Here is a 25,105-nt window from a genome sequence, read left to right on the forward strand (position 1 = left end):
GGGAATGCGGCGGTCGTCCTGGCTGGGCGCCGCCCACTGGTCCAGTTGGGTCTTGGATACGCGGCGGCCCAGCAGATTAGACATGGCCTCGGCCACCGCCTCGCGCCGAAGCGGGGCGGTGGGGCGGCGGGCGGCGTCGTCCAGGGTGGTCGCCACCGCGTCGCGCATGGCGCGGTCGAAATCCTCGGCGAGGGCCGGGGCGGTGGTGGCGTTGGCGGGCTGGGCGATGAAGAAGCCAAATTCGCCCTGGCGGGGGTCCGGTTGGCTGCCCTTGCGCTTGCTCATTTTGCTACCGTCTTTTGACGATGACCGCGCCGAGCCTTGGGGCTATTTTCATTGCTGGAAATGGATGACTTCCGATTGCCCTTGGCGTCGAACCACTGAGGCCACAGCTCGTTCACCGGAACGCCGATGAACTCCGCTATGGCCCGATTGGCAGTGGGAACAGGGTGAAGGAACGCCACGCGGCCCGATACATCAGCCAGCCCGGCGGCACGGGCGACACGGCCGATGGTTCCTCCGCGCTTGCGGATTTCGGCCTTGATGTCTTCAGGGTGCCATTTTTTGGCTTTTGATTTCGGTGAGGAGGCCATCTTATCTCCGTTGACCACCCCGGCCCTGGCAGGCCGGGTTTTTATGACTGGTAAACCTAACAACTGTTTCTAACGATAATGCCACTTTCGGCATTCATGCAAGTCAGTTTTGTCGTTTCGCGCTCGCTAGGAATGCCGATTGTGACGAGGTGTCGGAAAATTATGGTGAATCAATGCGATAGTGAGAGCGCGAAAAGCGCGAAAGAGGCAGCGTCTGATTTCGCGGACGGAGAAAAGGAGCGCGAAATTGGCAGGCGTCTCGCTGCTGCTGTCAAAAATGCCGGGGGGAATAAGGCTGTTTCCGCAAAAAGTGGCGTTCCACTTCGTACCCTTGACAGGTTGCTGGCCGGTCAGGAGCCAAAAGTCAGCCATCTGGTGCAGCTTTCCGACGCCTGTGGGGTTTCGCTTGATTGGCTGGCAACCGGCAGGGAAGCGCCAAACGCCTCGACGGTTGGCGTCGAGGCTCGGCTGAAGGAAATCATGGCGACGCTGGAGAATGAGGAGGCGCCGATTTCCGCTGATCGTTTGCAAACACGCCCCGACCTTGCGGCCCTGCGCGAGGAACTGTTCGCTCTATCTGCGCGGGATGATCTCGCCGATAGCGAGCGAGGCTTTGCCGATCTGCTGTTGCGGTTGGTGTTCAACGATGCGGCGGCGGCCGAGCGTCAGAGGCAGCGGGAAGGGCGCATATTTGCGCGGTTGCGCAACTCGGCTACCGTTTTCAAAATGGCTGGCGAGGTTGTCGGATGGGAGCCTCCCCCCGCCTTTGGCCAAGCACTCCGCACCATCTTCTTTAATTACGACGTTTTGCTTGAAGACGCAGTGTCTCTGTTGGATGCACTAAAAACCGATCTTGAAAAAAATAGCTTTCTGAGGGGATCTATGATTACTGTTCTTGCCGGTGATTTTAAAAAAGACGGCGTTGCCGTGTTCAAAAAAGCTCTGGGCGGCTTAGGAAAGCCCACCCATCTCGTCTTGCCGGTAGGCTTCATGAAATCTGAGAAGATTGCCCTTGGCGACATTATGGGGGTGGCACCCGTGCAAGAAGCCGGCCTGAATGCCGCTGGCGCTGTGGCCGGTGGCTTGGTGTTCGGCGCTGTCGGTGCCGTCGCGGGCGCCCTGGTGGGCAGCGGCGCGGTGGTGGAACTGAAGTTCCGCGATGGGCGCAAGGCGCTTGTTCGGTGCGGTCGCTCGGAGCTTACGGTGTTGACTGCGGCGGCCTATGAAAACCAGCCTACGCAGGCTGTCTAAAAGCGTGCGCCGATCATCCGTTTTCGCAGGCGGCGCTGTCTAAAATCCGTTTCGGGCCGCCGCGCCTTAAAAGGCCACTTCAATGGCGGTGCGCCCGGCGGTTTTCCTGGGGTTCCCCGTCTCATGGTGTCGCAAGGTGTCTCGCAGTATCTCACCCTACGACTGTCTAAAACCCTTCACTTGATTACACCGATATCGTCCTCCGCCTCTTGTCGCGCGAATCCCGGTTCATTGTCTGGCTCGGGCTGTCTACCGAGCGGAGGCCATGAACAGCAGGATCGATCGGTATGAGCAGAGCACCGACAGCTTGGTTCGACGTGCCGCTGACGGCGTTGGCACCGCTGGCCTGGGGGACGACCTATTGGGTCACCACCGAACTGTTGCCGCCCGACCGGCCGTTGACCGCCGCCTTGCTGCGGGTGCTGCCGGTCGGTCTGATCCTGCTCGCGTTCTTCCGCCGTTTGCCGACCGGCCGCTGGCTGTGGCGGATGATGGTGTTGGGTGCGCTTAATATCGGAATATTCCAGGCGCTGCTGTTCGTCGCCGCCTACCGCCTGCCCGGCGGCGTCGCGGCGACTTTGGGGGCGGTGCAGCCGCTTCTGGTGATGCTGCTGGCCTGGCCGGTCTTGGCGATGAAGCCGGGTCCGCGTGGGCTGATCGCGGGCGTCGCCGGTTTGTTGGGGGTCGCGATGCTGGTTCTCACTCCCTCGGCCCGGCTTGATGGGATCGGAATTGCCGCCGCCCTGGTCGGCGCCGGCTGCATGGCGGTCGGCACCGTGCTGACCCGTAAATGGGCTCCGCCGGTTCCATTGATGCTGTTTACCGCCTGGCAATTGGTTGCGGGAGGTCTGTTGTTGCTGCCGGTCGCCCTGCTGGTCGAACCGGCGCTGCCACCTTTGTCGTCGGCCAACATCGCGGGCTATCTCTATCTCGGTATTGTCGGCGCGGCGCTGTCCTATGCCCTGTGGTTCCGGGGCATCGAGCGGCTTCAACCCGGCGCGCTGGCAACGCTGGGGCTGCTCAGTCCAGTCTCGGCGACGGTGCTGGGCTGGGTGGCGCTGGGACAGGCGTTGGGGCCGGTTCAGGTCGCCGGGGCCGTCGTTGTCCTGGCGGCGGTGACGCTGGGCCAGAAGCGGGCGAAATAGCCTGGACAGAGGCCGCTGTCACCGCTGGTCGAAGCGGATTTCGATCCGGCGGTTGCGGGTATAGGCGGCTTCGGTATCGGCGGGGTCAAGCGGCTGGAACTCGCCAAAGCCCGCCGCCGCCAACCGGTCGCTGGGAACGCCATTGGCGGCCAGGGTGCGCAGCACCGAAATCGCCCGCGCCGTCGACAATTCCCAGTTGGAGGGGAAGCGGTTCGAGGTGATCGGGCGGCGGTCAGTGTGGCCGTCGATCCGCAGTACCCAATTGACCCCCTTGGGAATTTCCTTCGAAATATCTTTCAGCGTCGTGGCAAGACGGCGGACCTGTTCCAACCCTTCGGGGCCAAGATCGGCCGATCCGGTCTGGAACAGCAATTCCGACTGAAACACGAAGCGGTCGCCCTCGATCCGGATGCCGGGGCGGTCGCCCAGCACTTTGCGCAAACGGCCGAAGAAGTCGGAGCGGAAGCGCTGCAATTCCTCGACCTTGCTGGCCAGGGCGACGTTCAGCCGCTTGCCGAGGTCGGAAATCTGGACCTTCTGCTCCTTGTCGCGGGTTTCCGAGGCTTCAAGGGCGGCAATGACCCGGGCCAGTTCCTGCTTGGTTGCTTCAAGCTGCCGATTGAGCAGGGCCAGTTGCGCCTGGGCCTCGGCCGACAATTTACGCTCAGCCCCCAATTGGGAGTCGCGCTCGGCGATCTTGCCTTCGAGTTCATCCTTCTGCGCGATCAGGCTGCTGACGTCCTGGGACAGGCCCGAGGCCCAATTCTCGATCCGCTGCCGTTCCGCCTTGCTGGCGGCGAGTTCCTCGTTAAGACGGCTGACATCGGCCTTCAGGCTGGCGTTGGCGGCGGTCTGAAGGTTGAGCTTTTCGGCCAGATCGGACAATTCCAGCCCCAGCCGGTCCAGCGCCTTTTGCCGTCCCGACAGCGCCTGACCCAGGAAATATTGGGCCAGAACGAAGATCATCAGGACAAAGACGATCACCATCACCAGCGTCGACAGACCGTCAACGAAACCGGGCCATATATCGATGGTGCGGCGGGGGCGGCGGGAGAGTGGCATCGCAGATCAGCGCTCGATCGGTTCGTCGGCGATCGCGGCGATGGTGCGGGCGAGCAGACGGATTTCGGCGCGGAACTCGGCGATCAGGTCCTGGCGGCTGGTCACGGTTTCCTCCACCAGCCGCTTCAGCGAGCCGTCGATGGCGCGGATGTGAGAGCGACTGGGATCGTCGATGCCCCCGCTTCCGGCGTTTTCGGCCAGTTTGGCCAGCACGGTACGGGTTTCGATCTGCCCTTCGCCGAGTTTCAGCAACAGCGACTGTTCCGCCCGCATATGGTCGGTCAGGGTCGAAAGCTTGTCCGACAAAAGGTTGATCGCGGTGTTGACGCCGCCGCGATTATCCTCGCCGCGATTGATCACCCGCTGCAATTGGTCAAGGCTGTCGGCGGTCTGTTCCAGCAGCGCCTGGATATAGGCCGGAACCGAGGCCTGGGTCTCGTCGCCGCCCGCAATCCCGGCGCTGCCGCCAATCCGGGTCTGGCCGGCCAGCCATTCCTCCAACTCGTTATAAAAGCCGTTCTGCGCCTGACCAGCGCTGAGGTCAAGAAAGCCCAGCGCCAGCGATCCGGCCAGACCGAACAGCGAGGTCGAAAAGGCGGTGCCCATGCCGTTCAGGGGCTGGGCCAGACCGGCCTTCAGGCGCTCGAACGCCTCGGACGGATCGCCGGTGCCGCTGACCGACAGCGAGCCGATCACCTCGCCGATCGAGCCGACGGTGCGCGACAGGCCCCAGAAGGTGCCGAGCAGGCCGAGAAAGATCATCAACCCGACCAGATAGCGTGACAGGTCGCGCTGTTCGTCGAGGCGGGCGGCAATCGAATCCAGCACCGAACGCAACGCCATCGCCGACAAATTCATCCGGTCGCGCCGTTCGCCCAGCATCCGCGCCATCGGACCCAGCAAGCGCAGCTTGTCCCCCGACAGCACCGGCTGTCCCCGGCGCCAGCTTTCCAGCCATTCCAGTTCGGGGGAGAGTTGCAGCACCTGACGGAAGTTCAGCACGATTCCGGCCAGGAAGACGCCGATCAGCAGCCCGTTCAGGGCGGGATTGTGGGCGAAGGCCAGGATCAGCCCGTCTTTGAGAAAGACCGCGACGGCGATGACCGCAATCAAAAAGGCGATCATACGGAAAAGATATCGTTTCGGTCGGGTCATTGTTTCATCGCCATTTCGCTTGGACCTTTGAAACAAAGCAACGTCGTGCCGGAATGTGGCGGTTCCAGGGCAAGTCGGCCCCGCCAGCGTTGTTTAGTGACTTTATCGCCGCGCCAGAACGGCATCGACGCGGTCGGGTGCACCGTCCTCGACCTTGTTGCCCAGGGCGCGAACTTCGATCCGGGTCGATCGCACCCCCATTTCCATCAGATATTTACGAACCTCAAGGGCACGCGACAGCGACAGGCGTCGGGCCTTGCTGGCATTCGCTTCGTCGCCCGCGGCATAAGCCAGCAATTGCAGCGATAGCGATTCATCGCGTTCCATCCGATGCGCCATCCGTTCCAATTCGGCGCGGGTTGCCTCGGATAAACGGGCGCTGTCGATCGCGAAGGGAATGGTCAGGCTGTTATCGCCTTTACGCAACGGCGCCGCCGCAGCCATTGGCGGCGGCGGCGCAGAGGGCACCGCAGCGAGCAATGTCGTTGGGGGCGGTAATTCCGCCTTTGGCGCTTCGACGGTTTTGACCGGTTCGGGTTTGACCGCCTCGACCACCTTCGGCGGCTCAATCTTGGTCGGCTCGGGCTTAACCTCGGCGACGATCTTGGCGGGTTCAACTGGCTTGGGAGCCTCGACCACCTTCGGCAGTTCGACTTTGGGTGGCTCGGGCTTAACCTCGGCGACGACCTTGGCCGGTTCAACCGGCTTCGGGGCCTCGACCACCTTCGGCAGTTCGACCTTGGGCGGCTCGGGCTTTGCCTCTGCGACAGCCTTGGCGGGTTCAACCGGCTTCGGGGCCTCGACCGCCTTCGGCAGTTCAACCTTGGGCGGCTCGGGCTTAACCTCGGCGACGATCTTGGCCGGTTCGGGTCGGGCCGGGGGACGCGTGACCTGGGCGGTTGCCGTTGCTGCGGTCGGACGAACCTTGGCCTGCTGCGCCGCCGGTTTTGCCGACGGGGCCTCCTTGACCTTCGCCAGCGGCTTGGGCTTTGGTGCCGTGATCTGAGGCGAACGCTTGGCGGGGGCGGGGCCTTGGCAACCGGACGGGGCGACGGTTTCGCCACCGGGTCCGGATGGGCGTAGGTGGCGTGAACCTCGCGGTTCATCAGTCCGGGCAGGCTGGGTTCCGGTCCCAGACGGTCGAGCACGTCCCAATTGACGTCGACGCTGGACTGGCTGTCGCCGACGACAATCTGGGCCGACGCCGGGGTGGTCGCGACCGAGATCGCAAACGCCCCGACCGCCAGCATCAACAGCCTGCCACCCCTGCTCATCTGGCCACACTCCCGGCTAACCACAGAAAAAATCCATGGGCGAGACTAGCCGAAGCAGACTCCGACCACAACAGTCGCTTTGCCGGAAAGGAAAAGCGCGAAGATCAGGCGTTGGCGGACTTGATCAGACGCAGAAGCGGCTGGTGAAGATGATCGTTGCCGGCAACGATCTCGCCAGTCTCCAGCAGCTTGTTGCCACCCTCATAATCGGTGACATAGCCACCCGCTTCACGCACCAGAACAACGCCCGCGGCAATGTCCCACGGCTTGATCCCGGCTTCCCAATAGCCGTCGCAGCGACCAGCGGCGACATAGGCAAGGTCAAGGGCGGCCGAACCGAAACGGCGCACGCCCGCGACATTCTTCATCACCACGCCCAATTCGCGCAGGAACGGTTCGTGCCCATCGCGGCCGTGGAAGGGGATGCCGGTGGCCAGAACCGAATCCTCAAGCTTGCGTCGGGCGGACACCCGCAGGCGGCGTTCGTTGAGGAAGGCACCCGCGCCCTTTTCGGCGTGGAACATCTCGTCGCCAAGCGGCTGATAGACGACACCGGCGATCAACTCGCCCTCGCGTTCCAGCGCGATCGAGATGCAGAAATTAGGAATTCCGTGCAGGAAGTTGGTGGTGCCGTCAATCGGGTCGACGATCCAGCGATTGCTTTTATCGTCGCCAGCGATCTCGCCGCCTTCTTCCATCAGAAAGCCATAGGCGGGCCGCGCCTTCTTCAGTTCCTGCCGCAGCGTCTTTTCGACCTTGAGGTCGGCGGACGAGACGAAATCGGACGGCCCCTTGCGCGACACCTGGAGATTTTCGATCTCGCCATAATCGCGCACCAGCGACCGGGCCGCTTTGCGCGCGGCCCCCATCATGACATTGAGCAGGGCGGAACGGACCATCACGGCGAGGGTTTTCCTTACTAAAATAGAGTTTCCGGGGTGGACGAAAGGCGTCCCGCGAGACCATGGGCCGCCCGAGCCAACCTCGAACGGCCCGTCAGGCCCTGAACCCGGCTTCGGGCCTGACGAAGGAGTATACCGATTCCGCAGCCGGAATCATCGCCGGGCTTTTAGCCCTTGAAGCGCTCGACATAGGAACAATCGACGGTCGCGACCCAGATCTTCTCGCCAGCGGCCAGGAAGGGCGGCACCAGGATCTTCAGGCCGTTTTCGAGCTTGGCCGGCTTGTAGGAGGACGACGCGGTCTGCCCCTTGACCACGGGATCGGCCTCGACCACTTGCATCACCACCTTTTCCGGCAGCGACACCGACACCGGCGAACCTTCGACGAAATCGACGGTGACCGCCATGCCGTCCTGCAAGAAAGCGGCGCTTTCGCCCAGGATATCGGTGGGGACGGTGAACTGCTCGAAGGTTTCCTGCTCCATGAAGGTCAGAGACTGATCGTCGCCGAACAGGAAGGTGCAGTCCTTTTCCTCAACGCTGCACTTCTCGACGGTGTCGGCGGTGCGCCAGCGTTCGTTGGTCTTGGTTCCGGTGCGGATGTCGCGCATTTCAACGGCGATGAACGCGCCACCCTTTCCGGGCTGAATGATCTGGATCTTCAGTACCGAGAACTGGCGTCCGTTATGTTCGAGGATATTGCCGGGGCGAATCAGATTGGCGTTGATCTTCATGGTCGATCCAGGAGCTTTAGGAAAAATCAGGCGCGGACCCTAACAGCTTGCCCCGGCGAAGGCAACCGCGAGCGCCGGTTTCGCGTGCCGACGCCTTCGTTTTGCCAAGCGGAGTTGACCAAGCCGGGGGGCGTTGCTATCTCTTGTCCGGTGATCCTGGGCGGTCCACCGCGCCCGTCCTCTCACTCTCGCCGCTGGCGGCGACCCTTTCTACTGAGGGACCCCGTCACGATGGCACGCTTCATCCAAGAGACCGAATGCGCGATATGATTGCAAGTGGGGGCGGCCAAGATGCCGGTTCCTTCCCAGCGCGGTGACGCGCGCCCTGATCGAAACATCCTGCTGGCCGATCTTTCGCGTCGGTTGCAGCGGATTGATGCGCCCGGGCCCGGCCTGTTCAGCGTGACCCTGGCCGTTCCCGAGTTGGACGACGTTCTACTGCCGCCGCCCTTGCCTGATTTGTGGTCGTGGCTGCGACCCGGCGACGGGATGGCGCTGATCGCATCAGGCACGGCATATGAAGCCGTTTGTTCCAGCCCCGAGAGAGTAGACGAGGTCTTACGCGACCTCGATTGGACCCATCTCGATCTGGAGAGTGATTTCGATCAGAGCGGTACCGAACCGGTTGCCTTCCTCGGCCATGGTTTCGGCGGCCCCGATCCTTCTTGCCTGCCGCCCGCGATGGTGCGGGTGCCGCGCCTGCTGTTGCGTCGTCTTCCGGATCGGTGTGAGCTGATCTTCAGCCATCATGGCGTCGCCTCGGCCTCCGAACTCCACGCTTTGTGGATCAGCGAAGCGGATCGTCTGCTTACCGCACTTGACGCTGTGGTGCCGTCCGCTGCTCCGGTCGATCTGGTCCGGCTTGACGAGACCCCACAGCCAGATTCGTTTCGTTGTCGTGTCGGCAAGGCCACCCGGTCGATCGCCGCCGGTCAGGTCGAGAAAGTGGTGCTATCGCGCCGGATCACCGTTGCCGCGCCGCGTCCGTTCCGTCCTGAACGATTGGTCCGCGAATTGGCGGCGCGCCACCCCTCTTGTGCGATTTTCACGGTTGGATTCGGAGAGCGGACCCTGGTGGCGGCCAGTCCCGAACGTCTGGTCGCCTGTACGGGCCGCCGAGTTGAGAGCTATGCCCTGGCCGGGACCGCGCCGTCCGATCCCGCCGATCCCTTTCTCGGCGGGCGGTTGTTGAGTGGGGCTAAGGATCGTCACGAACATCAACTGGTCGTGGGCTGGATTTCAAGTGCTCTCAACGATCTCTGTGACGATCTTGACGTCCCATCCGAACCGAGACGGATGATCCTGGGCCAGCTTGAGCATTTGTGGACGCCGATTTCGGGGACGTTGAAACCGGGGGCCGGTCTGCTACAGGCGGCGCGGGCGCTGCACCCGACTCCGGCGGTGGCGGGCTTGCCGTTGGAGTCCGCCCGCACTTTGCTGGACGAACTGGGCGAAAGCCGCTCGGGCTGGTACACCGGCGCGTTCGGATGGATCGACCGGGCAGGCGACGGCGAAATGGCGGTGGTGTTGCGTTGTGCCCTGCTGGATGGTGACCGGGCCGAAATCGCGGCCGGAGCCGGGATCGTTGCCGCCTCTGATCCAGAAGCCGAGTTCACCGAAACCGAACTGAAGCTGCGGACCATGCTTGATGCGCTGCGGAGCGCGTGAAGCGATGACAACTCAGGGCGACCTCAACGCGGCGTGGGCCACGGCGTTGATCGACGGACTGGCCCAGGCGGGCATCACCCGGGCGGTGATTTCGCCGGGGTCACGCTCGACCCCGCTGGCCTTGGCCTGTCTGCGCCATCCCAACCTCGTCAGCCGCATCCTGCTCGACGAGCGGGTTGCCGCCTTTTATGCCCTCGGGCTGGCGCGCGCCGAAGGGCAGCCGGTAATTTTGATCTGCACCTCGGGTTCGGCGGTGGCGAACTGGTATCCGGCAGTGGCCGAGGCCGATGCCGCCCGGATCCCGCTGATCCTGTTGACCGCCGATCGTCCGCCCGAATTGCAGGATTGCGGGGCGAACCAGACTTTTGACCAGCGTGCTTTGTTCGCGCCTCAGCTTCGCGCCGCCCACACGCTGCCGCCCGCCGAGCCGGGCCGGGACTGGCTCGGCTCGCTGGCGGCCCGGGTCGTCAGCCAAAGTCAGTGGCCGCTGGCGGGGCCGGTCCAGATCAATGTGCCGTTCCGCGAGCCTCTGCTCGAATCCTCGCCGCCACCGCCCGCTACGTCATTGCCGCCGCTGGTGCTGTTGCCGCGTCTGACCCTGGGCACCGATGCGATTACGATTCTGGCGCGACGGATCGAGGGACGGCGTGGGGTAATCCTGGCCGGGGCCGAATCCTTGTCGCCCGAGCCGCTGGTGCGGTTGGCCGAGGCGCTCAACTGGCCGATCATTGCCGATCCGTTGAGCGGGCTGCGGTTTGGCCCTCATGATCGTGAGCGGGTGATGGCTCGCGCCGATCTGTTCCTGCGTGGACACTTTCAGCCCGCCGACATCGTGTTGCGTTTCGGGGCTTTCCCGGTGTCAAAAGCGGTCGGGCAATGGCAAGCCCGCGCCGCCGAACGGATTGTTGTCAGCCGGGATTCACGTTGGCCTGATCCTGGCCGCGATGCGGCAACGATGATCCATGCCGATCCCGCTTTGTTGGCCGAGGCTCTGGCAGAGACGGTGACACGCCCGGCTGCGCCCAATTGGCTGCACTCCTGGCAGGCCATTGAGCGCCACGGTGCCGCAGTAGCCGAACGACTGGCCTCGCCCGAAACCGACCTGTTCCAGGCTGCGATTGCCGCTCTGCCCGAGGATGCTTTGCTGTTCGTCGGCAATTCGATGACGATCCGGGATCTCGACGATTTCTCAGGAACGTCGGATAAATCTTTGACGATCATGTGTAATCGCGGTCTGAGCGGCATTGACGGCAACCTGTCGACTTTCTTCGGCGCGGTCGCTTCGGGGCGCTTCTCCGCCGCGCTGGCCTTGGTTGGTGACCTGACCTTCCTGCACGATCTCGGCGGATTGGCGGCGGGCCAGAGCCTGTCGGCAACGATCGGGCTATTGGACAATGGCGGCGGCGGCATCTTCGAGTACCTGCCTCAGCAATCTCTACCCGAGTTCACCTCGGGCTGGCTGACGCCGCAGCGGGCCGATGTTGCCGCCGCCACCGCCGTCTGGGGGCACCGTTACCGGCCGACCGAGCCGGATGGCTTTGCCGCCGCCCTGGCCAAATCCCTGGCCGATCCCGGCGTCAGCGTCAGTGTGCTTCATCTTGCTATCGACCGAGCCGGTTCCGCCGCGCGTCACCGCGCGGTCTGGGCCGCTTCATCATTATCCGAGGAGACTTCCGCATGACTGAGTGGATTCCCGTCGAGGGTTTCGCCTTCACCGACATCCTGTACGACCGCACCGACGGGATTGCCCGGATCAGCTTCAACCGTCCGCACGTTCACAACGCCTTCCGGCCCGAAACGCTGGAAGAGGTGATGAAGGCGCTGCGTCATGCCCGCTTCGATGCCTCGATCGGGGTGGTGATCCTGACCGGCGTCGGCGATAAGGCGTTCTGTTCCGGTGGCGATCAGAGCGTGCGTGGCGACAATGGCGGCTATAAGGATCAGGAAGGGGTTCACCACCTCAACGCCCTCGACCTTCAGCGCGAAATCCGTTCCTGCCCCAAGCCGGTGGTGGCGATGGTGGCGGGATGGTCGATTGGTGGCGGTAACGTACTGCAATTGCTGTGCGATCTGACCATCGCCGCCGACAATGCCCGCTTCGGCCAGACCGGGCCGAAGGTTGGCAGCTTTGACGCCGGGTTCGGGGCCGGAATTCTGGCCCGCACCATCGGCGTCAAGAAGGCCAAGGAAGTCTGGTTCATGTGCCGTCAGTACGACGCCCAGCAGGCGCTGGAGATGGGCTGGATCAACGCGGTCGTGCCGCTGGCGCAGTTGGAGGAAGAGACGGTTGCCTGGTGCCGCCGGATGCTCGAACTGTCGCCGACCGCGCTGCGCATCCTGAAGACCGCGTTCAACGCCGATAGTGACGGCATGTCGGGAATTCAGGAACTGGCGGGCAACGCCACCGCTTTGTTCTACATGACCGAGGAAGGGCAGGAGGGGCGCAATGCCTTCCTGGAAAAGCGCGCGCCCGATTTCGACCGGTTCCCGCGTCGGCCGTGAGCCGGATCGTCGGCTTCAGACTCGATCCCTATGCCCTGCCGTTGAAGACGCCTTGGCGGACGGCGGCCGGAACGGTTCGCCTTCGCCATGGTTGGCTGGTGCGGGTCGAGGACGAAGACGGCGGGGTCGGACTCGGCGACCAGCCCGCGTTGCTGCCCGATCAGGAGCAGGGTGGGCTGGAAACGCGGCTGAGGCACCAAGGGGACGCCCTTCTGGGGCGGAGCTTGGGCGAAGCTCTGGACTGGCCCGATCTCTGCTTTGGGATCGAGACCGCCCTGTTGGACCTGGAGGCGCAGCGGCAGGGCGTGCCATTGCGCCGTCTGCTGTCGCCCACGGCGGAGGATCGGGTCAAGGTCAACGCCGTTGCCCCCCTGGATGGCATCGTTGCGATGGCGGAACAAGGCTTCGGGATCGTCAAGGTCAAGGTTGGCCTTGCGCCCTGGCCCGCCGAGGTGGCTGCGCTGCGCCGACTGAACCTACCGCCGGGGGTGATGCTGCGGCTTGACGCCAACCGGGCCTGGAGCCGGATCGAAGCGGAAGGGTTCCTGGCTGCGATTGTCGATCTGCCGATCGAATCGCTGGAGGAGCCGTTGCGCGAGGCCGATATCACCGGGTTGGCCTCGCTGCAATCCACCACCCCGATCGCGCTGGCGATTGACGAAAGCCTCGACCAGATCGGGGTGGATTCGCTGCTAATCGATCCGCCGGTCCGCCGTCTGGTGCTGAAACCGGCGCTGCTGGGCGGGCTGCGCCGGACTCTGTCCGTGGCGGCTTCCGCCCGCGCTGTCGGCTACGATATTGTTGTGACGACCTATATCGAGTCCGCAATCGGGGTCGCCGCGGTGGCCAACCTCGCCGCCGCGCTTGATCCCGAAGCGCGGATGGCGCACGGATTGGCGACGTCCGCTCTGTTCGTCAGCGACGTCGCCGAACCCTTGCCGATTGCCTCGGGTGTCTTGACCCTTCCCGCAAGTCCAGGACTCGGATTAAGCTTAAAAGTCAGTAATTAAGCGCTATTTCCTGTAGCTTTGTGCGATCGGTCTTGCCATTCGGATTGAGCGGCAGCGCGTCCACCGTCACCGCCCGACGGGGGCGCAAATGCGACGGCAGATGCGCGCGGCACCAGTCCAGGAAGGCATCGGGGGCAATCTCTCCGACCAGAATTGCAACAATCAGATCGCCCCACACTGGGTCGGGGCGGCCGGTGACGGCCAGCGCCCGCACCCCGGGGCAGCGCCCGGCCAGCGTCTCGATTTCGGCGGGATGGACGTTCTCACCGCCGCTGATCAGCATATCGTCGGCGCGCCCCAGGATCACCAGACGACCCTGCGCGTCGAGACGGCCGAGATCGTTGGTTTCGAACCAGCCTCCGGGCGTCAGTCCGAGTCCCGGCCGCAAATCCGGGTTCAGATAGCCCACCATCACCATCGGGCCGCGTACCCGCACCCGGCCTTCGGGCGAAAATCCGATCTCGACCCCCGGCAGCGGTGTTCCGGCCAGTCCCGGGCTCCAGATGGCGACATCGGAGCAGGTGGCGACCTGCGATCCCGCCTCGCTCATCCCATAGCTCGGCAGCAGTGGCCAACCGGCCTCCAAGGCCCGCTCGGCGAGGGCGGCGGGCAGACCGGCGCCGCCGATCAGGGCCGCACGTAGGCGGGACGCCGGGTGGCAACCGTGATCGAGCAGCAGACCCAGCATCGCCGGAACCAGCGACACATGGCTGACCCGGCCGGATTCAAGGTCGCTCGAAACCTTTTCGACATCGAAACGGGGGTGAAGCCGCACCGTCGCCCCGGACTCGAGGCAGCGCAACAGGACCGATAATCCGCCGATATGAACCATCGGCAGGCAGCCCAGCCAGACATCACCGGGTTCGAGCGGGATCATCCGTCGCGAGGCCCGCACCGCCGCCGCCAGATTGGCCCCGGTCAGCATCGTTCCTTTCGGCGTTCCGGTGCTGCCGCTGGTGGCCACGATCAATTGGACCTGATCGGGGGGTAGTTCCGGTCGGGCTGGAGTATTGAAGCAGGGGGCGGGCAGGGTGCCAAGCGGATCGGCTCCCCCGGCGGCGGCCAGCAACCCGCGCTGGCGCTCCTCGGGCAGGGCCGGATTGACCGGCAGCAGGGCCCGGCCGACACGGGGAGCGGCCAAGGCCAGCAGTGCCAGCGCCTCCGCGTCGCCGATCCGCGCCGCCAGCGGTTGGCCCGAAGGAGCGGGCCTTGCCGCCAATGCGGCTGCTAACGCATCGGCCTGTCGGTCGAGGGCGGAAAAACTCCATCTTTGCCCGTCGACGACATCAAGGGCGCAGACATCCGGACGCAGGCTGGCTTGACGCCGCGCCCAGCCAGAGGGTGCGTTCACCGCGCTTTGGTGGCGATGTGCAGACAGGCGATGCCGAAGCTGAGATCGCGATAGCGTACGTCGGCGAAACCGGCGGCACGGAACATCGCGGCGAATTCCTCCTGATCGGGGAAGCGGCGAATCGATTCGACCAGATAGGCATAGGCTTCGGGGGCTTGGGCGACCAGGGCGCCCAGACGCGGAATCACCTGAAACGAAAACAGATCATAGAACGGGCGGATCAGCCGGTGCGGACGCGAGAATTCAAGGCAATAGGCGGTCCCGCCCGGCTTCAGGACCCGGTGGATGTCGGCTAGGGCGAGGTCGAGCCTCGTCACATTGCGGATGCCAAAGGAAATCGTCAGCGTATCGACGCTGTTGTCGGCCAGCGGAATCGCTTCGGCTTCACCGGCCAGCCAGACCAGCCCCTCATTGCCGGGGCGGTGGCGTCCGGCATTCATCATCTCGGTGCTGGGATCGCAGACGATCACCGTCCGGTCCGCGCCGTTCATCGCGCGGGCAACGTCGCCGGTGCCTCCGGCAAGATCGACGATCACCTGACCGGGGCGAGCCCCAACGGCCCGGACCAGCAACGCTTTCCATTGTCGGTGAATCCCCATCGACATCAGATCGTTCATCAGGTCGTAGCGAGGCGCCACAGCGCGGAACACCCGACGGATGCGGTCGCGGCGTTCTGTCGGCGACACCTGACGAAAGCCAAAGCTGTTGTCGATCTCGGTCATGCTGCGCTTGATCCTAAAGGCCGGTGTCATCTGCCTGCCAAACAGGGTCGGCAAAGCGTCTATGATCTGATTTAACATTCGACCGGACGAACGGCAATCCTTGACCCGGTGTGCCGTGACAGGGAAAGGGAGAGCTTCTTTGAGTCTCGATCTGGTGCAAGCAGGCTCCTTTCTGGCGGTTGCCGTCGCGGTCACCTTGGCCCCCGGTCCCGACAATTTGATGATCCTCAGTCTGGGGTTGGCACGCGGCCGCCGCGCCGGTCTTGCTTTTGGCTTGGGCTGCGCCCTGGGGTGTTTATGCCATACCGCGCTGGCGGCGCTGGGGGTTAGTGCCTTGATCGCGGCATCGCCCGTCGCCTTTCTCGCCCTTCAAATCGTCGGCGGCATGTACCTGATCTGGTTAGGACTCGAGGCATGGCGCAGCCGGACCACGCCAGCACCCACGATTCTATCGTCGTCGGGACCAAAGCCCCCGGTCTGGCCCTTGTTCCGACGCGGTCTGGCTGCCAATGCGATCAATCCCAAGGTTGTGCTGTTCTTCCTCGCCTTCCTGCCGCAATTCGTGGTGGTGGGACGCGCGGACAGCGAGGCGATGCAGATCGCGGCTCTGGGCGGGCTGTTCACCCTTCAAGCCGTGGTGCTGTTCGGTCTGATCGGCTGGTTTTCCGGCATGATCGGGCAATGGTTGGGACGGATCCCGGGCGCGGCCCGCCGGTTGGACCAGGTCGCCGGGACGATCTTCATCGGCCTCGGTCTTCGCCTGATCCTGGTGCGCTGATCCGCCGGTCGGTTCCGGCATAGAAAAAGGGCCTGATGGCGGCACCGCCAAGCCCTTGAAATCTATGGTGCCGGTTGCAGGAATCGAACCCGCGGCCCCCTCATTACAAGTGAGGTGCTCTACCATCTGAGCTAAACCGGCATCGTCTCGTGAAACGTACCTTTGGAACCGCCCTTTCGCAAGGGAGGAAAAGATGTCGTCTCCCCCTCTTTCCCCGTCGTCTGGTTTGGTGCTACCCTACATTCGACTGGTTCTGAATTTGCCCGAGCGAGGTGCCGCATGACCGAAGCCCTGTCCCTCTCCAAAGCTAAAATCGGTGTGACCGAAAGCGCCGCCGCGCGGGTGCGGAGCCTGATCGAAGCCGAGGCGAAACCGGGGTTGAAGCTGCGTCTGTCGGTTTCTGGCGGCGGGTGTTCGGGCTTTCAGTACGGCATCACGCTCGACGACGCTGTCAATGACGATGACAAAGTGTTCGACGAGCAGGGGATTTCCGTTGTCGTCGATGATGCCTCGCTTGATCTGCTGAATGGTGCGGTGGTCGATTTTGTCGATGATCTGATCGGCTCGTCGTTCCAGATTACCAACCCTAACGCGACCGCCACCTGCGGCTGCGGCAATTCCTTCACGGTCTGATCCCGTCCGGAAGAGGCGTTATGAGCCGCATTCTGATTGTCGAAGATACCAAGCTTATGCGTGATTCCCTGGTCGACGTGCTGAGCGCCGCCGGTCACGAGATCGTCACCGCCGATAACGGCTTGCTCGCAGTTGAGCAAGTTGCCGGGGGTAGCCAATTCGATATCATCGTCACCGACATCATCATGCCGGAAATGGATGGGATTCAGACCATTCTGGAACTCCAGACGATGCTTCCTGAAGCCCGGATCATCGCTATATCCGGGGGCAGTGCCCGGATGGATAAGGCGCAGGGGCTGGAGACCGCCAGCCGTCTGGGTGCCGTTGCCGTGCTGGAAAAGCCGTTCGAGGTCGATGCCCTGCTTGACGCTATCGAGTCCGCCGCGGCGGCCTGATCTTTACACGCCAAGTCGAGGCGATGGCGCTGTCTCGATAGCGTCGCGAATTGCGCGCCATGCGGCCCGCATCGCGTCGGCAGAAACTTGAAGGGGCGGAACCGGGGTGGTGAGGCTGACCACCGTATCTGTCTCTGCTGGAGCCGGGGCGATCTCGGCCGGACGATAGGCTCCGGCAAAGCCCAGCGCGTCGGCATCCCCACCTTGGGCGAAAATCCAATCACACAGCGTGCGTGTCCAGACGATGAAAGCGTCGCGCGCCGATGCATCGGGAAATTCCAGGACATGACGGGCAAAGGAAAGCGTCAGCGCCGCATAGGCCCGCCCATCGGGGCGTCGGCTGCGAGCGGCGAAGCAGTCAAGCACGTCTTGTCCAGACGGGTATGGCCCGGCTTCGACCGCAACCGCGCCGGTTTGTTCGCTATCGAATACCCGTCCGACCATCTCCCCATCGCGACCGGGCAGGATGGCTGTAATCGAGCGGCCGATATGGGCTGACAGCACGGTGAGAAAGGCCTCGATCGCCGTGATTTCGTATGCGTGCTGCAATGGAAGATAGACATAAAGCGGGGGTAGGGCGGCCGAGTGCCCCTCGCGTCCGGACAGGAGGTCATTGACGATCTGGTCGGGAATGTCTTCCTCGACAGCGTAAATCGCTCCTTTGGGAAAACCGATATACGCCCCGTCGATCGGGGCGATGGATGAGTCGATATAGGCGTATTCGACCAACCGGAACGGTGCCAGTTCCCGCCAGATTGCCGTGGCCGCAGGATTGGCCGGAGCGCTGGTTTCACCCTCGGCCGCCTGCTGTTGCAACAGACGGTGAAAGGCATTGACGGCTTCGGTTGTGTCGATCCGGATGCGGATGACGTCGTCGGTCGGTTGCTGCGCCATCATGCCTCCTCCTCTCATCCTGAGTGTGGGACGGAGTGTAGCAGAGAGGCTGCGATCCTCCCCGGGCAAAAAACCGTCGCGGTTGTGCGCCGAAGAGGGCGAGAGACGGTGTTCGCGGTTGACAGATATCCCTCGGTGAGTAGCTTTGATCAAGCTGGCCCGTTTCGGGCCGCAAGCTCTGGGGTGTGGATGGAATATTTCTTCCAGCAGGTTGTTAATGGCCTGACGCTTGGTGCGATCTATGGTTTGATCGCCCTCGGTTACACGATGGTCTATGGCATCATCGGCATGATTAATTTCGCCCATGGTGAAATTTACATGTTGGGCGCGTTTATTTCGTTAGTCGCCTACCTTATATTTTCGAGCATTGGTGGTGGCTCGGTGGCGCTGGCCTTGCTGGCGACTCTGCTCGTGACCATGGTATTTACCGCCATATGGGGGTGGGTGGTTGAACGGACAGCCTATCGCCCATTGCGGGGGGCACCCCGGCTGGCACCACTGATTTCGGCGATCGGGGTGTCGATTGTCTTGCAGAATTTCGTTCAGATCGCGCAAGGGGCACGGGTGAAACCGTTGCCGCCGGTGATCCAAGGCGGCGTCACGCTGGATTTGGGCAAGACGTTTTCGGTGAATATCAGTTGGTTGCAGATCGTGATCATCCTGCTGACCCTGGCCCTGATGGCCGGGTTTACCTGGATGATCTCACGCACCTCGTTGGGACGGGCCCAGCGCGCCACCGAGCAGGACATGAAAATGGCGGCCTTGCTCGGCATCAATGTCGATCGCGTGGTGTCGGCCACCTTCGTGATCGGTGCCGCCCTGGCCGGAGTCGCCGGATTGATGGTGACGCTTTATTACGGCGTCATTGATTTCTACATCGGCTTTCTGGCCGGGATCAAAGCCTTCACCGCCGCCGTGTTGGGCGGCATCGGATCGTTGCCGGGCGCGATGCTGGGCGGGTTGCTGATCGGTCTGACCGAATCACTGTGGTCGGCCTATTTCTCGATCCAATACAAGGATGTCGCCACCTTCGCTATCCTGGTCGGCGTGCTGCTGTTCCGTCCGTCCGGCCTGTTGGGTCGGCCCGACGTCGAGAAGGTCTAAGGCGATGGCGGCTTCGTCCCCTCCGATGATCCGATCCGCCGCCTTTGCCGCGCTCTTGGCGGCCTTGCTTGCCTTGCCGCTGTTGGGCGTGCGTCTGGTCGATTCGGCAACCGGGCTGTCGCTGTCCGGGCGTCCGGAGCTGGTTGCCTGGGCCGCTGGCGGGGTGTTCTGCGGTCGGTTGATGATTGATTTGTTCCGGCGCTGGCTGGCCGATTATGCGATCCGCCTGCCGGTTTTGCCCGCGCCGCCCGACTGGACCCGGTTCGGTGTTGGCTGGGCCATGGCGCTGTTCGCGCTGGTGCTGCCATTCCTGCCCTTTGCCGACCGCAATCTGGTCGACAAAGCGACGATGGTGCTGATCTACATCATGCTGGGCTGGGGGCTGAACATTGTCGTCGGTCTGGCCGGTCTGCTCGATCTTGGGTTTGTCGCCTTTTATGCCGTCGGGGCCTATTCCTATGCCTTGCTGTCGCTGACCTTCGGCCTGTCCTTCTGGATCTGCCTGCCGCTGGCGGGGCTGTTCGCCGCCGCCTTCGGCCTGGCCCTCGGCTTTCCGGTGTTGCGGTTGCGCGGCGATTATCTGGCTATCGTCACCCTTGGCTTTGGCGAGATCATCCGCATCATTTTGCAAAACTGGCAGGATTTGACCGGGGGGCCGATCGGCATCTCCGGAATCGAGCGTCCCAGCCTGTTCGGTCTGTCGTTCAAGGCGGTCCCGCCCGAGGGGCAGATCAGCTTTGCCGCGTTCTTCGGCCTGGATTATTCGCCCGATCACCGGGTGATTTTCCTCTATTTCCTGATCTTGATTCTAGCGCTGGCGACCAACCTGTTCACCCTTCGCATCCGCCGTCTTCCGGTCGGCCGGGCGTGGGAGGCGTTGCGCGAGGATGAAATCGCCTGCCGGTCGTTGGGGATCAACCCGACGACGATCAAACTGTCTGCCTTTGCCCTGGGTGCGATGTTCGCCGGTTTCGCCGGGTCGTTCTTTGCCACCCGCCAGGGCTTTATCAGCCCGGAAAGCTTCACCTTTATCGAATCGGCGATGATCCTGGCGATTGTCGTGCTGGGCGGCATGGGCAGCCAGATCGGCATCGTGCTGGCCGCTTTGTTGCTGGTCGGCCTGCCGGAATGGTTCCGCGATCTGCAAATGTACCGGATGCTCGCGTTCGGCGCGGCGATGGTGCTGATCATGCTGTGGAAGCCAAGCGGGCTGTTATCGTCGCGCTCGCCGACGGTCCGGCTGGGAGGTCGGGCATGAGACCGCCGCCACTGCTTGAGGTTCATGGGCTGACGATGCGCTTTGGCGGGCTGTCGGCGATCAGCGAGCTTTCCTTCGTGGCCGGGCAGGGCGAGATCACCGCGGTGATCGGCCCGAATGGCGCGGGAAAGACCACTCTGTTCAATTGCATCACCGGCTTTTACCGTCCCCAGACCGGACGGTTGGTTCTGCATCATCCGGATGGGAAAGCGTTGGGGCTGGAGACGCTGCCCGACCACGCCATCGCCCGCAAGGCGCGGGTGGCACGCACCTTCCAGAATATCCGGCTGTTCCCGCGCATGAGCGTGCTGGAAAACCTGATGGTGGCGCAGCATCAGGTTCTGATGTCGGCCTCGGTGTTTTCCCTGGCGGGATTGCTGGGACTGGGCCGCTATCGCCGGGCCGAACGAGCGGCGATCGATTTGGCCCGTCACTGGCTGGACCGCACCGGGCTGACCTCATTCGCCGATAGCGAGGCAGGGGCTCTGCCCTATGGCCATCAACGGCGGCTGGAGATCGCCCGTGCGATGTGTACCCGTCCGCTGTTGCTGTGCCTGGATGAACCGGCGGCCGGGCTCAACCCGCGCGAATCCAGTGATCTCAATCAATTGTTGTGCGGTATTCGCGATGAGGAAGGGATTGGCCTGCTGCTGATCGAACACGATATGAGCGTGGTGATGGGCATTTCCGATCGGGTTCTGGTGCTGGACCATGGCTGTCTGATCGCCGAAGGCAGCCCGGACGAGGTGCGGCGCAATCCGACGGTGATCCGCGCCTATCTTGGCGAACCCGACGAGTCCGCCGTCGTTCTGGGTGGGGAGGGCTAGATCCAATGCTGCGTGTCGAAGGCCTTCGCTCGGGATATGGTCGGATCGAGGCCCTGCATGGGATCGATATCGATGTCAGGGAAGGCGAGATCGTCGCCCTGGTCGGAGCCAATGGCGCTGGCAAGACCACTCTTTTGATGACGATCTGCGGCAATCCGCGCGCCAGTGCCGGACGGGTAATTCTTGCGGGCGAGGATATCACCGGTCTGCCGACTCATCTGATCGCCCGTCGCGGGCTGGCCCATTCACCCGAGGGTCGGCGGATTTTTCCGCGGATGACGGTGCTGGAGAACCTGCGGATGGGGGCTGCGATTCGCCGATCCGCATTATTTCAAGGACGATCTTGACCGTGTGCTGGGGTTGTTTCCCCGTCTGGGCGAGCGATTGGATCAGCGTGGCGGCACCCTTTCAGGCGGCGAGCAGCAGATGCTGGCGATCGGGCGGGCGTTGATGAGCCGTCCGCGTCTGTTGCTGCTCGACGAGCCGTCACTGGGATTGGCCCCGTTGATCGTTCGTCAGATTTTTGAAATCATCGAGACTATCAACCGCGAGCAGGGAGTCACGGTTCTGCTGGTCGAGCAGAACGCCTTTCATGCCCTATCCCTGGCTCATCGCGCCCATGTGATGGTGACCGGGCGGATTGCTCTGTCGGGAACCGGGGCCGAATTGCTCAATAACCCTGAAATCCGCGCGCATTATCTTGATGGCGGCGCGGGAGGGAGCGCGATTACGATTTCATGAAGTCCCGGGCCGTCATCGTTGCCGCTCTGGTCGTTGCGATCGCTCTGATCGGCGTGGTCTTCAGTGCGGTCCAGACCTGCTGGGCGGGTGCCTCTCCGGCTTCAGCCGTCAATCTGTCACGGCCTGCATCGCCCGCGTTATCAACCACGCTTCCCCGGCTGCGTGTTCTCGTCGACGATACCTATCCTCCGTTCGCGTTTCGTGACGAACAGGGCGAGATTCAGGGGATCGTTCCCGATCTTTGGGCGCTGTGGTCGGCGCGTACCGGAATTCCGGTTACCGTGCTGGGAATGGATTGGGGCGAGGCGCAACGCCGCTTTAATGCCGGCGAGGCAGACGTCCTTGATATGGCATTCTGGACCCATGCGCGCGACGAAATTTATGACTTTTCAAAGCCATATGCGACCGTTGACGTTTCGATTGTGTTCGATTCAAGCCTGTCGGGGATCACCGACGCGGCGACGTTGCGGGGCTTTTCGGTCGGCGTCAAAGATGGAGACGCCTGCATTGATTTTCTGGCGATGCGTGGGATAGACACGATCCGGCGTTATTCCAGCTATGAGGCGATGATCGATGCCGGAGCACGCGGCGAGGTCAAGGTCTCGTGCATCGACCGTCCTCCCGCAATCTATTATCTGGTCAAAAAAGGTCTGGAGGCTCGGTTTCGAGCGTCGCAACCGCTCTATTCCGGTCAGTTTCACTGGGTGGTTCTCAAGGAACGCCAGGATATCCGCGACATCGTCACGGCGGGCTTCAACCTCGTTTCGCCCGAAGATCGAAAGAAAATCGACGATCATTGGCAGGGGCGGGCGCTGGGTTCAAAGATCGACGATACAGTCCTGCGGGATTTTTTTATCGCTGGCGGCATCATCTGCCTTGTTGCGTTGTTGCAACTGATCTGGGTGGGGATGCTGCGCCGCCAGGTCGCGGCAAAGACGCGCGAACTGACAACCGCGCTGAACGGTCTGACAGTCAGCGAAGCCCGCTTCCGCACTATCTTTGACGCGATCAACGATTCGATCCTGATCTTCGACATCGAGACCGGCGCGGTCCGGATGGTCAATCGCCGGATGCACGAAACGTTCGGCTATGCGGCCGAAGATATCCCGCATCTGAGCTTCGAGACGTTAAGCGAAGGCCATCCTCCCTATGACCGCACGACGGCGCTTACCGCCTTGCGCGACGCAACCGAAGACTCTCGGGTGCTGGAATGGCAGGCCCGTCATCGCGACGGTCACCTGTTCTGGGTCGAGATCGATCTGCGCCGGGTAATTATCGACGATGGCGGCCCCCGGGTACTTGCGATGATGCGCGATATCACCGAACGCAAAGAGAGCGCCGACAATCTGACCCGCACCATTGATGCGCTGACCCGGTCGAATACCGATCTTGAGCGTTTCGCCTATGCCGCATCGCACGATCTGCGTGAACCGCTGAACACTCTGGTCCGATATGCCCAGTTGCTGGACCTGCGCTATGGATCGCGCGACAGTGATATTTCCGAATTCGTCGGATTCATCGTCAGTGCCGCCAAACAGATGATGCGGTTGGTCGAGGGTTTGCTTGAATTCTCGCGGGTCGATTCGGTGGGGCGGGGATTCGACGCGGTCGATTCCGGCCGTTCTTTGTCGGTGGCGCTGGGGTATCTGTCGAATTCGGTTGTCGAAAGCGGGGCCATCATCCACACCGGGCCGATGCCAGTGGTCGCCGCCGACGAAGTTCAACTGATCCAGTTGTTCCAGAACCTGATTGGCAACGCGCTTAAATACCGCGAACGCAGTCGGGGGGTGGAGATCACGGTGTCAAGTCGACGCAGCGACGATATGTGGGAGTTTCTGGTCGAAGATAATGGCATCGGCATCGATTCTGCCTATCTCGATCAGATTTTTGTGATCTTCAAGCGTTTGCATACCCACAGCGCCATTCCGGGTGTCGGGATCGGCTTGGCGCTGTGCAAACGGATTGTCGAACGCCACGGCGGCACCCTGTGGGTCGAGTCGACCCCCGGCGTCGGTACCGTCTTTCACTTCACCCTAAGCCCGCCGCCGGAAGATGCCGTGTAGCGTGGGCTTGCTTTTATCGCTAAAGGGTCTATATAAGCTCTCTTCCCTTTCGGGCAGTTAATGGCGGAATTTGACGATGGCTCGTGTCACGGTTGAAGATTGTGTTCTGAAGGTTCCCAACCGCTTCGAGCTGGTTCTGATGGCCGGGCAGCGCGCCCGTGACATCTCCGGCGGTGCGCGGCTGACCCTGGACCGCGACAATGACAAGAATCCGGTGGTCGCCCTGCGTGAGATCGCCGAGGACACCGTTGTTCTGGACGTCTTGCAGAACTCCCTGATCCAGGGTCTTCAGAAGCACGTCGAAAATGACGAGCCGGAAGAGGACGAAATGGAAGGCTTCGCTGCGGACAGCGACCTTGCCTTCGAGACCGTGGCCAATGAAGACGAGATGCTGGAAGACGGCATGTCGATCAACGAAGACGGTACCGATCCCGATCCCGAACTCGTCGGCATCGAAGGCCCGGACGAAGAGTAGTATTTTCGGATTGGGGTTGAGGGGCCGGTCCGCGTGATCGCCGACCGGTCGTAGCCAGGGAGGCACACGACATACATGTCCCTCGATTCCCGCACCTTTCGGAAAGCCTTGGGCAGTTTTGCCTCGGGCGTGACGGTCATCACCGCAATCGATCCTCGGGTCGGCCAGCCGGTTGGGGTGACCGTCAGTGCGTTTTCCTCTCTGTCGCTTGATCCCCCCCTGGTGCTGTTCTGCCTGGGCCGCACCGGCTCGTGCGTGAGTGGGATCGAAGCGGCTGGCCGTTTTGCCGTCAACATCCTGGCCGATGATCAGCGCGAGATTTCGGGCCGCTTCGCCGGTCCGGTCGAAGACCGCTGGCGCGGTTTGGACTGGGTCGCTCTGTCCGGCGGGTCCCCCGGTTTGCCGGGGGCTCTGACCGTGCTGGAGTGCACACTGACCCGGACGGTCGAAGGCGGCGATCACCTGATCTTCATCGGCGAAGTCGAGACGATCCAGTCTCGCGAAGGTGCGCGTCCGCTGATCTATCAGTGCGGCGCTTATCTCGATCTGCCTGCCACCACGCCTTAAG

25 protein-coding genes, 1 tRNA gene and 1 pseudogene are annotated in these 25,105 nt (G+C 62.8%); 16 read left to right on the forward strand and 11 right to left on the reverse strand.

Annotated features, from left to right (window positions below; translation table 11 throughout):
- On the reverse strand, window positions 1-285 hold a 285-nt coding region (locus tag K678_RS08440; RefSeq protein WP_021132040.1), incomplete at its 3' end, for a hypothetical protein.
- Window positions 282-593 carry a helix-turn-helix domain-containing protein gene (locus tag K678_RS18175; protein WP_021132041.1) on the reverse strand — a complete coding sequence of 104 codons (312 nt, stop codon included), beginning with the start codon at window positions 591-593 and terminating at the stop codon, window positions 282-284. The genes K678_RS18175 and K678_RS08440, both read right to left, overlap by 4 nt.
- 162 nt (window positions 594-755) lie before the next feature.
- On the opposite strand from K678_RS18175, the gene K678_RS08445 reads away from it, so the two are divergent.
- Complete coding sequence (locus K678_RS08445; RefSeq protein WP_021132042.1) at window positions 756-1,844, forward strand: helix-turn-helix domain-containing protein; 1,089 nt, start codon at window positions 756-758, stop codon at window positions 1,842-1,844.
- A 287-nt stretch (window positions 1,845-2,131) separates the two neighbouring features.
- Window positions 2,132-2,989, forward strand: coding sequence for an EamA family transporter (locus K678_RS08450; protein WP_021132043.1), 858 nt, complete (start codon window positions 2,132-2,134; stop codon window positions 2,987-2,989).
- Between the two features lie 18 nt (window positions 2,990-3,007).
- Here the strand turns inward: K678_RS08450 and K678_RS08455 are convergent, their stop codons facing one another.
- The 5 genes from K678_RS08455 to efp all read right to left on the reverse strand — a co-directional run bounded on the left by K678_RS08455 (window position 3,008) and on the right by efp (window position 8,116).
- A complete protein-coding gene (locus tag K678_RS08455) occupies window positions 3,008-4,051 on the reverse strand; it encodes a peptidoglycan -binding protein (RefSeq protein WP_021132044.1) in 1,044 nt (347 codons plus the stop codon).
- A 6-nt stretch (window positions 4,052-4,057) separates the two neighbouring features.
- A complete protein-coding gene (locus K678_RS08460) occupies window positions 4,058-5,176 on the reverse strand; it encodes a hypothetical protein (RefSeq protein ID WP_021132045.1) in 1,119 nt (372 codons plus the stop codon).
- Window positions 5,177-5,308: 132 nt separating this feature from the next.
- Complete coding sequence (locus tag K678_RS19745) at window positions 5,309-6,361, reverse strand: OmpA family protein (protein ID WP_021132046.1); 1,053 nt, start codon at window positions 6,359-6,361, stop codon at window positions 5,309-5,311.
- Between the two features lie 223 nt (window positions 6,362-6,584).
- A complete protein-coding gene (locus tag K678_RS08470; RefSeq protein ID WP_039852543.1) occupies window positions 6,585-7,382 on the reverse strand; it encodes an inositol monophosphatase family protein in 798 nt (265 codons plus the stop codon).
- Between the two features lie 167 nt (window positions 7,383-7,549).
- Entirely contained in the window at window positions 7,550-8,116 is a 567-nt protein-coding gene (gene efp / locus K678_RS08475) for an elongation factor P (protein WP_021132048.1), read from the reverse strand.
- A gap of 291 nt (window positions 8,117-8,407) precedes the next feature.
- Between efp and K678_RS08480 the strand changes: the two genes are divergently transcribed.
- The 4 genes from K678_RS08480 to K678_RS08495 are packed head-to-tail and all read left to right on the forward strand — an operon-like array spanning window position 8,408 to window position 13,296.
- Window positions 8,408-9,784 carry an isochorismate synthase gene (locus K678_RS08480; protein ID WP_155804502.1) on the forward strand — a complete coding sequence of 459 codons (1,377 nt, stop codon included), beginning with the start codon at window positions 8,408-8,410 and terminating at the stop codon, window positions 9,782-9,784.
- A 4-nt stretch (window positions 9,785-9,788) separates the two neighbouring features.
- On the forward strand, window positions 9,789-11,465 hold the full coding sequence (gene menD, locus K678_RS08485) for a 2-succinyl-5-enolpyruvyl-6-hydroxy-3-cyclohexene-1-carboxylic-acid synthase (RefSeq protein WP_039852552.1): 1,677 nt from the start codon (window positions 9,789-9,791) through the stop codon (window positions 11,463-11,465).
- Window positions 11,462-12,286, forward strand: coding sequence for a 1,4-dihydroxy-2-naphthoyl-CoA synthase (menB, locus tag K678_RS08490; protein WP_021132051.1), 825 nt, complete (start codon window positions 11,462-11,464; stop codon window positions 12,284-12,286). The genes menD and menB overlap by 4 nt, the downstream gene beginning before the upstream one ends.
- Window positions 12,283-13,296, forward strand: a complete 1,014-nt coding sequence (locus K678_RS08495) for an o-succinylbenzoate synthase (protein ID WP_021132052.1) — start codon at window positions 12,283-12,285, stop codon at window positions 13,294-13,296. The genes menB and K678_RS08495 overlap by 4 nt, the downstream gene beginning before the upstream one ends.
- On the opposite strand, the gene K678_RS08500 is transcribed toward K678_RS08495, so the two are convergent.
- Both K678_RS08500 and K678_RS08505 read right to left on the reverse strand, forming a co-directional pair.
- Window positions 13,286-14,647 (reverse strand): class I adenylate-forming enzyme family protein, encoded by a 1,362-nt coding sequence (locus tag K678_RS08500; protein ID WP_081673218.1) that lies wholly within the window; start codon window positions 14,645-14,647, stop codon window positions 13,286-13,288. The two genes, K678_RS08495 and K678_RS08500, sit on opposite strands and share 11 nt — an antisense overlap.
- Entirely contained in the window at window positions 14,644-15,369 is a 726-nt protein-coding gene (locus tag K678_RS08505) for a class I SAM-dependent methyltransferase (protein WP_021132054.1), read from the reverse strand. The genes K678_RS08500 and K678_RS08505 overlap by 4 nt, the downstream gene beginning before the upstream one ends.
- A gap of 139 nt (window positions 15,370-15,508) precedes the next feature.
- Here K678_RS08505 and K678_RS08510 point away from each other — a divergent pair, with 139 nt between their 5' ends.
- On the forward strand, window positions 15,509-16,147 hold the full coding sequence (locus K678_RS08510; RefSeq protein ID WP_021132055.1) for a LysE family translocator: 639 nt from the start codon (window positions 15,509-15,511) through the stop codon (window positions 16,145-16,147).
- 65 nt (window positions 16,148-16,212) lie between these two features.
- On the opposite strand, the gene K678_RS08515 is transcribed toward K678_RS08510, so the two are convergent.
- Window positions 16,213-16,288: transfer RNA gene (locus K678_RS08515), tRNA-Thr, on the reverse strand.
- 138 nt (window positions 16,289-16,426) lie between these two features.
- On the opposite strand from K678_RS08515, the gene erpA reads away from it, so the two are divergent.
- Both erpA and K678_RS08525 read left to right on the forward strand, forming a co-directional pair.
- On the forward strand, window positions 16,427-16,780 hold the full coding sequence (gene erpA / locus K678_RS08520) for an iron-sulfur cluster insertion protein ErpA (protein WP_021132056.1): 354 nt from the start codon (window positions 16,427-16,429) through the stop codon (window positions 16,778-16,780).
- A 20-nt stretch (window positions 16,781-16,800) separates the two neighbouring features.
- The gene (locus tag K678_RS08525) at window positions 16,801-17,175 is read left to right on the forward strand and encodes a response regulator transcription factor (protein WP_021132057.1); all 375 of its coding nucleotides are present in this window, start codon (window positions 16,801-16,803) and stop codon (window positions 17,173-17,175) included.
- 3 nt (window positions 17,176-17,178) lie between these two features.
- On the opposite strand, the gene K678_RS08530 is transcribed toward K678_RS08525, so the two are convergent.
- Window positions 17,179-18,072 (reverse strand): hypothetical protein, encoded by an 894-nt coding sequence (locus K678_RS08530; RefSeq protein WP_021132058.1) that lies wholly within the window; start codon window positions 18,070-18,072, stop codon window positions 17,179-17,181.
- Window positions 18,073-18,258: 186 nt separating this feature from the next.
- Here K678_RS08530 and K678_RS08535 point away from each other — a divergent pair, with 186 nt between their 5' ends.
- From K678_RS08535 to K678_RS08565, 7 genes and pseudogenes are all read left to right on the forward strand, one after another.
- Complete coding sequence (locus K678_RS08535) at window positions 18,259-19,173, forward strand: branched-chain amino acid ABC transporter permease (protein WP_021132059.1); 915 nt, start codon at window positions 18,259-18,261, stop codon at window positions 19,171-19,173.
- Window positions 19,174-19,177: 4 nt separating this feature from the next.
- Window positions 19,178-20,431 (forward strand): high-affinity branched-chain amino acid ABC transporter permease LivM, encoded by a 1,254-nt coding sequence (gene livM / locus K678_RS08540; protein ID WP_021132060.1) that lies wholly within the window; start codon window positions 19,178-19,180, stop codon window positions 20,429-20,431.
- Window positions 20,428-21,258, forward strand: coding sequence for an ABC transporter ATP-binding protein (locus K678_RS08545; RefSeq protein ID WP_039852544.1), 831 nt, complete (start codon window positions 20,428-20,430; stop codon window positions 21,256-21,258). The genes livM and K678_RS08545 overlap by 4 nt, the downstream gene beginning before the upstream one ends.
- 5 nt (window positions 21,259-21,263) lie before the next feature.
- A pseudogene (locus K678_RS08550) lies at window positions 21,264-21,999 on the forward strand (ABC transporter ATP-binding protein).
- Window positions 21,996-24,062, forward strand: coding sequence for an ATP-binding protein (locus tag K678_RS17690; protein WP_021132062.1), 2,067 nt, complete (start codon window positions 21,996-21,998; stop codon window positions 24,060-24,062). Before K678_RS08550 ends, K678_RS17690 begins: the two are co-directional and overlap by 4 nt.
- 76 nt (window positions 24,063-24,138) lie before the next feature.
- Window positions 24,139-24,537, forward strand: coding sequence for a DNA-directed RNA polymerase subunit omega (gene rpoZ / locus K678_RS08560; RefSeq protein WP_021132063.1), 399 nt, complete (start codon window positions 24,139-24,141; stop codon window positions 24,535-24,537).
- A gap of 75 nt (window positions 24,538-24,612) precedes the next feature.
- Complete coding sequence (locus K678_RS08565; protein ID WP_021132064.1) at window positions 24,613-25,104, forward strand: flavin reductase family protein; 492 nt, start codon at window positions 24,613-24,615, stop codon at window positions 25,102-25,104.
- Window position 25,105: the final 1 nt, after the last annotated feature.

The organism is Magnetospirillum fulvum MGU-K5 (assembly GCF_000442515.1).
Lineage (GTDB): Bacteria > Pseudomonadota > Alphaproteobacteria > Rhodospirillales > Magnetospirillaceae > Phaeospirillum > Phaeospirillum fulvum_B.

What these genes read in the sequence shown, in the direction of transcription:
- K678_RS08450 (WP_021132043.1), top strand. Translation starts at nt 2,132, where the DNA reads ATGAGCAGAGCACCGACAGCTTGGTTCGACGTGCCGCTGACGGCGTTG.
- K678_RS08455 (WP_021132044.1), bottom strand. Translation starts at nt 4,051, where the DNA reads ATGCCACTCTCCCGCCGCCCCCGCCGCACCATCGATATATGGCCCGGT.
- K678_RS08525 (WP_021132057.1), top strand. Translation starts at nt 16,801, where the DNA reads ATGAGCCGCATTCTGATTGTCGAAGATACCAAGCTTATGCGTGATTCC.
- K678_RS17690 (WP_021132062.1), top strand. Translation starts at nt 21,996, where the DNA reads ATGAAGTCCCGGGCCGTCATCGTTGCCGCTCTGGTCGTTGCGATCGCT.
- menD (WP_039852552.1), top strand. Translation starts at nt 9,789, where the DNA reads ATGACAACTCAGGGCGACCTCAACGCGGCGTGGGCCACGGCGTTGATC.
- K678_RS08480 (WP_155804502.1), top strand. Translation starts at nt 8,408, where the DNA reads ATGCCGGTTCCTTCCCAGCGCGGTGACGCGCGCCCTGATCGAAACATC.
- erpA (WP_021132056.1), top strand. Translation starts at nt 16,427, where the DNA reads ATGACCGAAGCCCTGTCCCTCTCCAAAGCTAAAATCGGTGTGACCGAA.
- livM (WP_021132060.1), top strand. Translation starts at nt 19,178, where the DNA reads ATGGCGGCTTCGTCCCCTCCGATGATCCGATCCGCCGCCTTTGCCGCG.
- efp (WP_021132048.1), bottom strand. Translation starts at nt 8,116, where the DNA reads ATGAAGATCAACGCCAATCTGATTCGCCCCGGCAATATCCTCGAACAT.
- K678_RS08460 (WP_021132045.1), bottom strand. Translation starts at nt 5,176, where the DNA reads ATGATCGCCTTTTTGATTGCGGTCATCGCCGTCGCGGTCTTTCTCAAA.
- K678_RS08530 (WP_021132058.1), bottom strand. Translation starts at nt 18,072, where the DNA reads ATGATGGCGCAGCAACCGACCGACGACGTCATCCGCATCCGGATCGAC.
- menB (WP_021132051.1), top strand. Translation starts at nt 11,462, where the DNA reads ATGACTGAGTGGATTCCCGTCGAGGGTTTCGCCTTCACCGACATCCTG.
- K678_RS08505 (WP_021132054.1), bottom strand. Translation starts at nt 15,369, where the DNA reads ATGACCGAGATCGACAACAGCTTTGGCTTTCGTCAGGTGTCGCCGACA.
- K678_RS08545 (WP_039852544.1), top strand. Translation starts at nt 20,428, where the DNA reads ATGAGACCGCCGCCACTGCTTGAGGTTCATGGGCTGACGATGCGCTTT.
- rpoZ (WP_021132063.1), top strand. Translation starts at nt 24,139, where the DNA reads ATGGCTCGTGTCACGGTTGAAGATTGTGTTCTGAAGGTTCCCAACCGC.
- K678_RS08565 (WP_021132064.1), top strand. Translation starts at nt 24,613, where the DNA reads ATGTCCCTCGATTCCCGCACCTTTCGGAAAGCCTTGGGCAGTTTTGCC.
- K678_RS08445 (WP_021132042.1), top strand. Translation starts at nt 756, where the DNA reads ATGGTGAATCAATGCGATAGTGAGAGCGCGAAAAGCGCGAAAGAGGCA.
- K678_RS08535 (WP_021132059.1), top strand. Translation starts at nt 18,259, where the DNA reads ATGGAATATTTCTTCCAGCAGGTTGTTAATGGCCTGACGCTTGGTGCG.
- K678_RS18175 (WP_021132041.1), bottom strand. Translation starts at nt 593, where the DNA reads ATGGCCTCCTCACCGAAATCAAAAGCCAAAAAATGGCACCCTGAAGAC.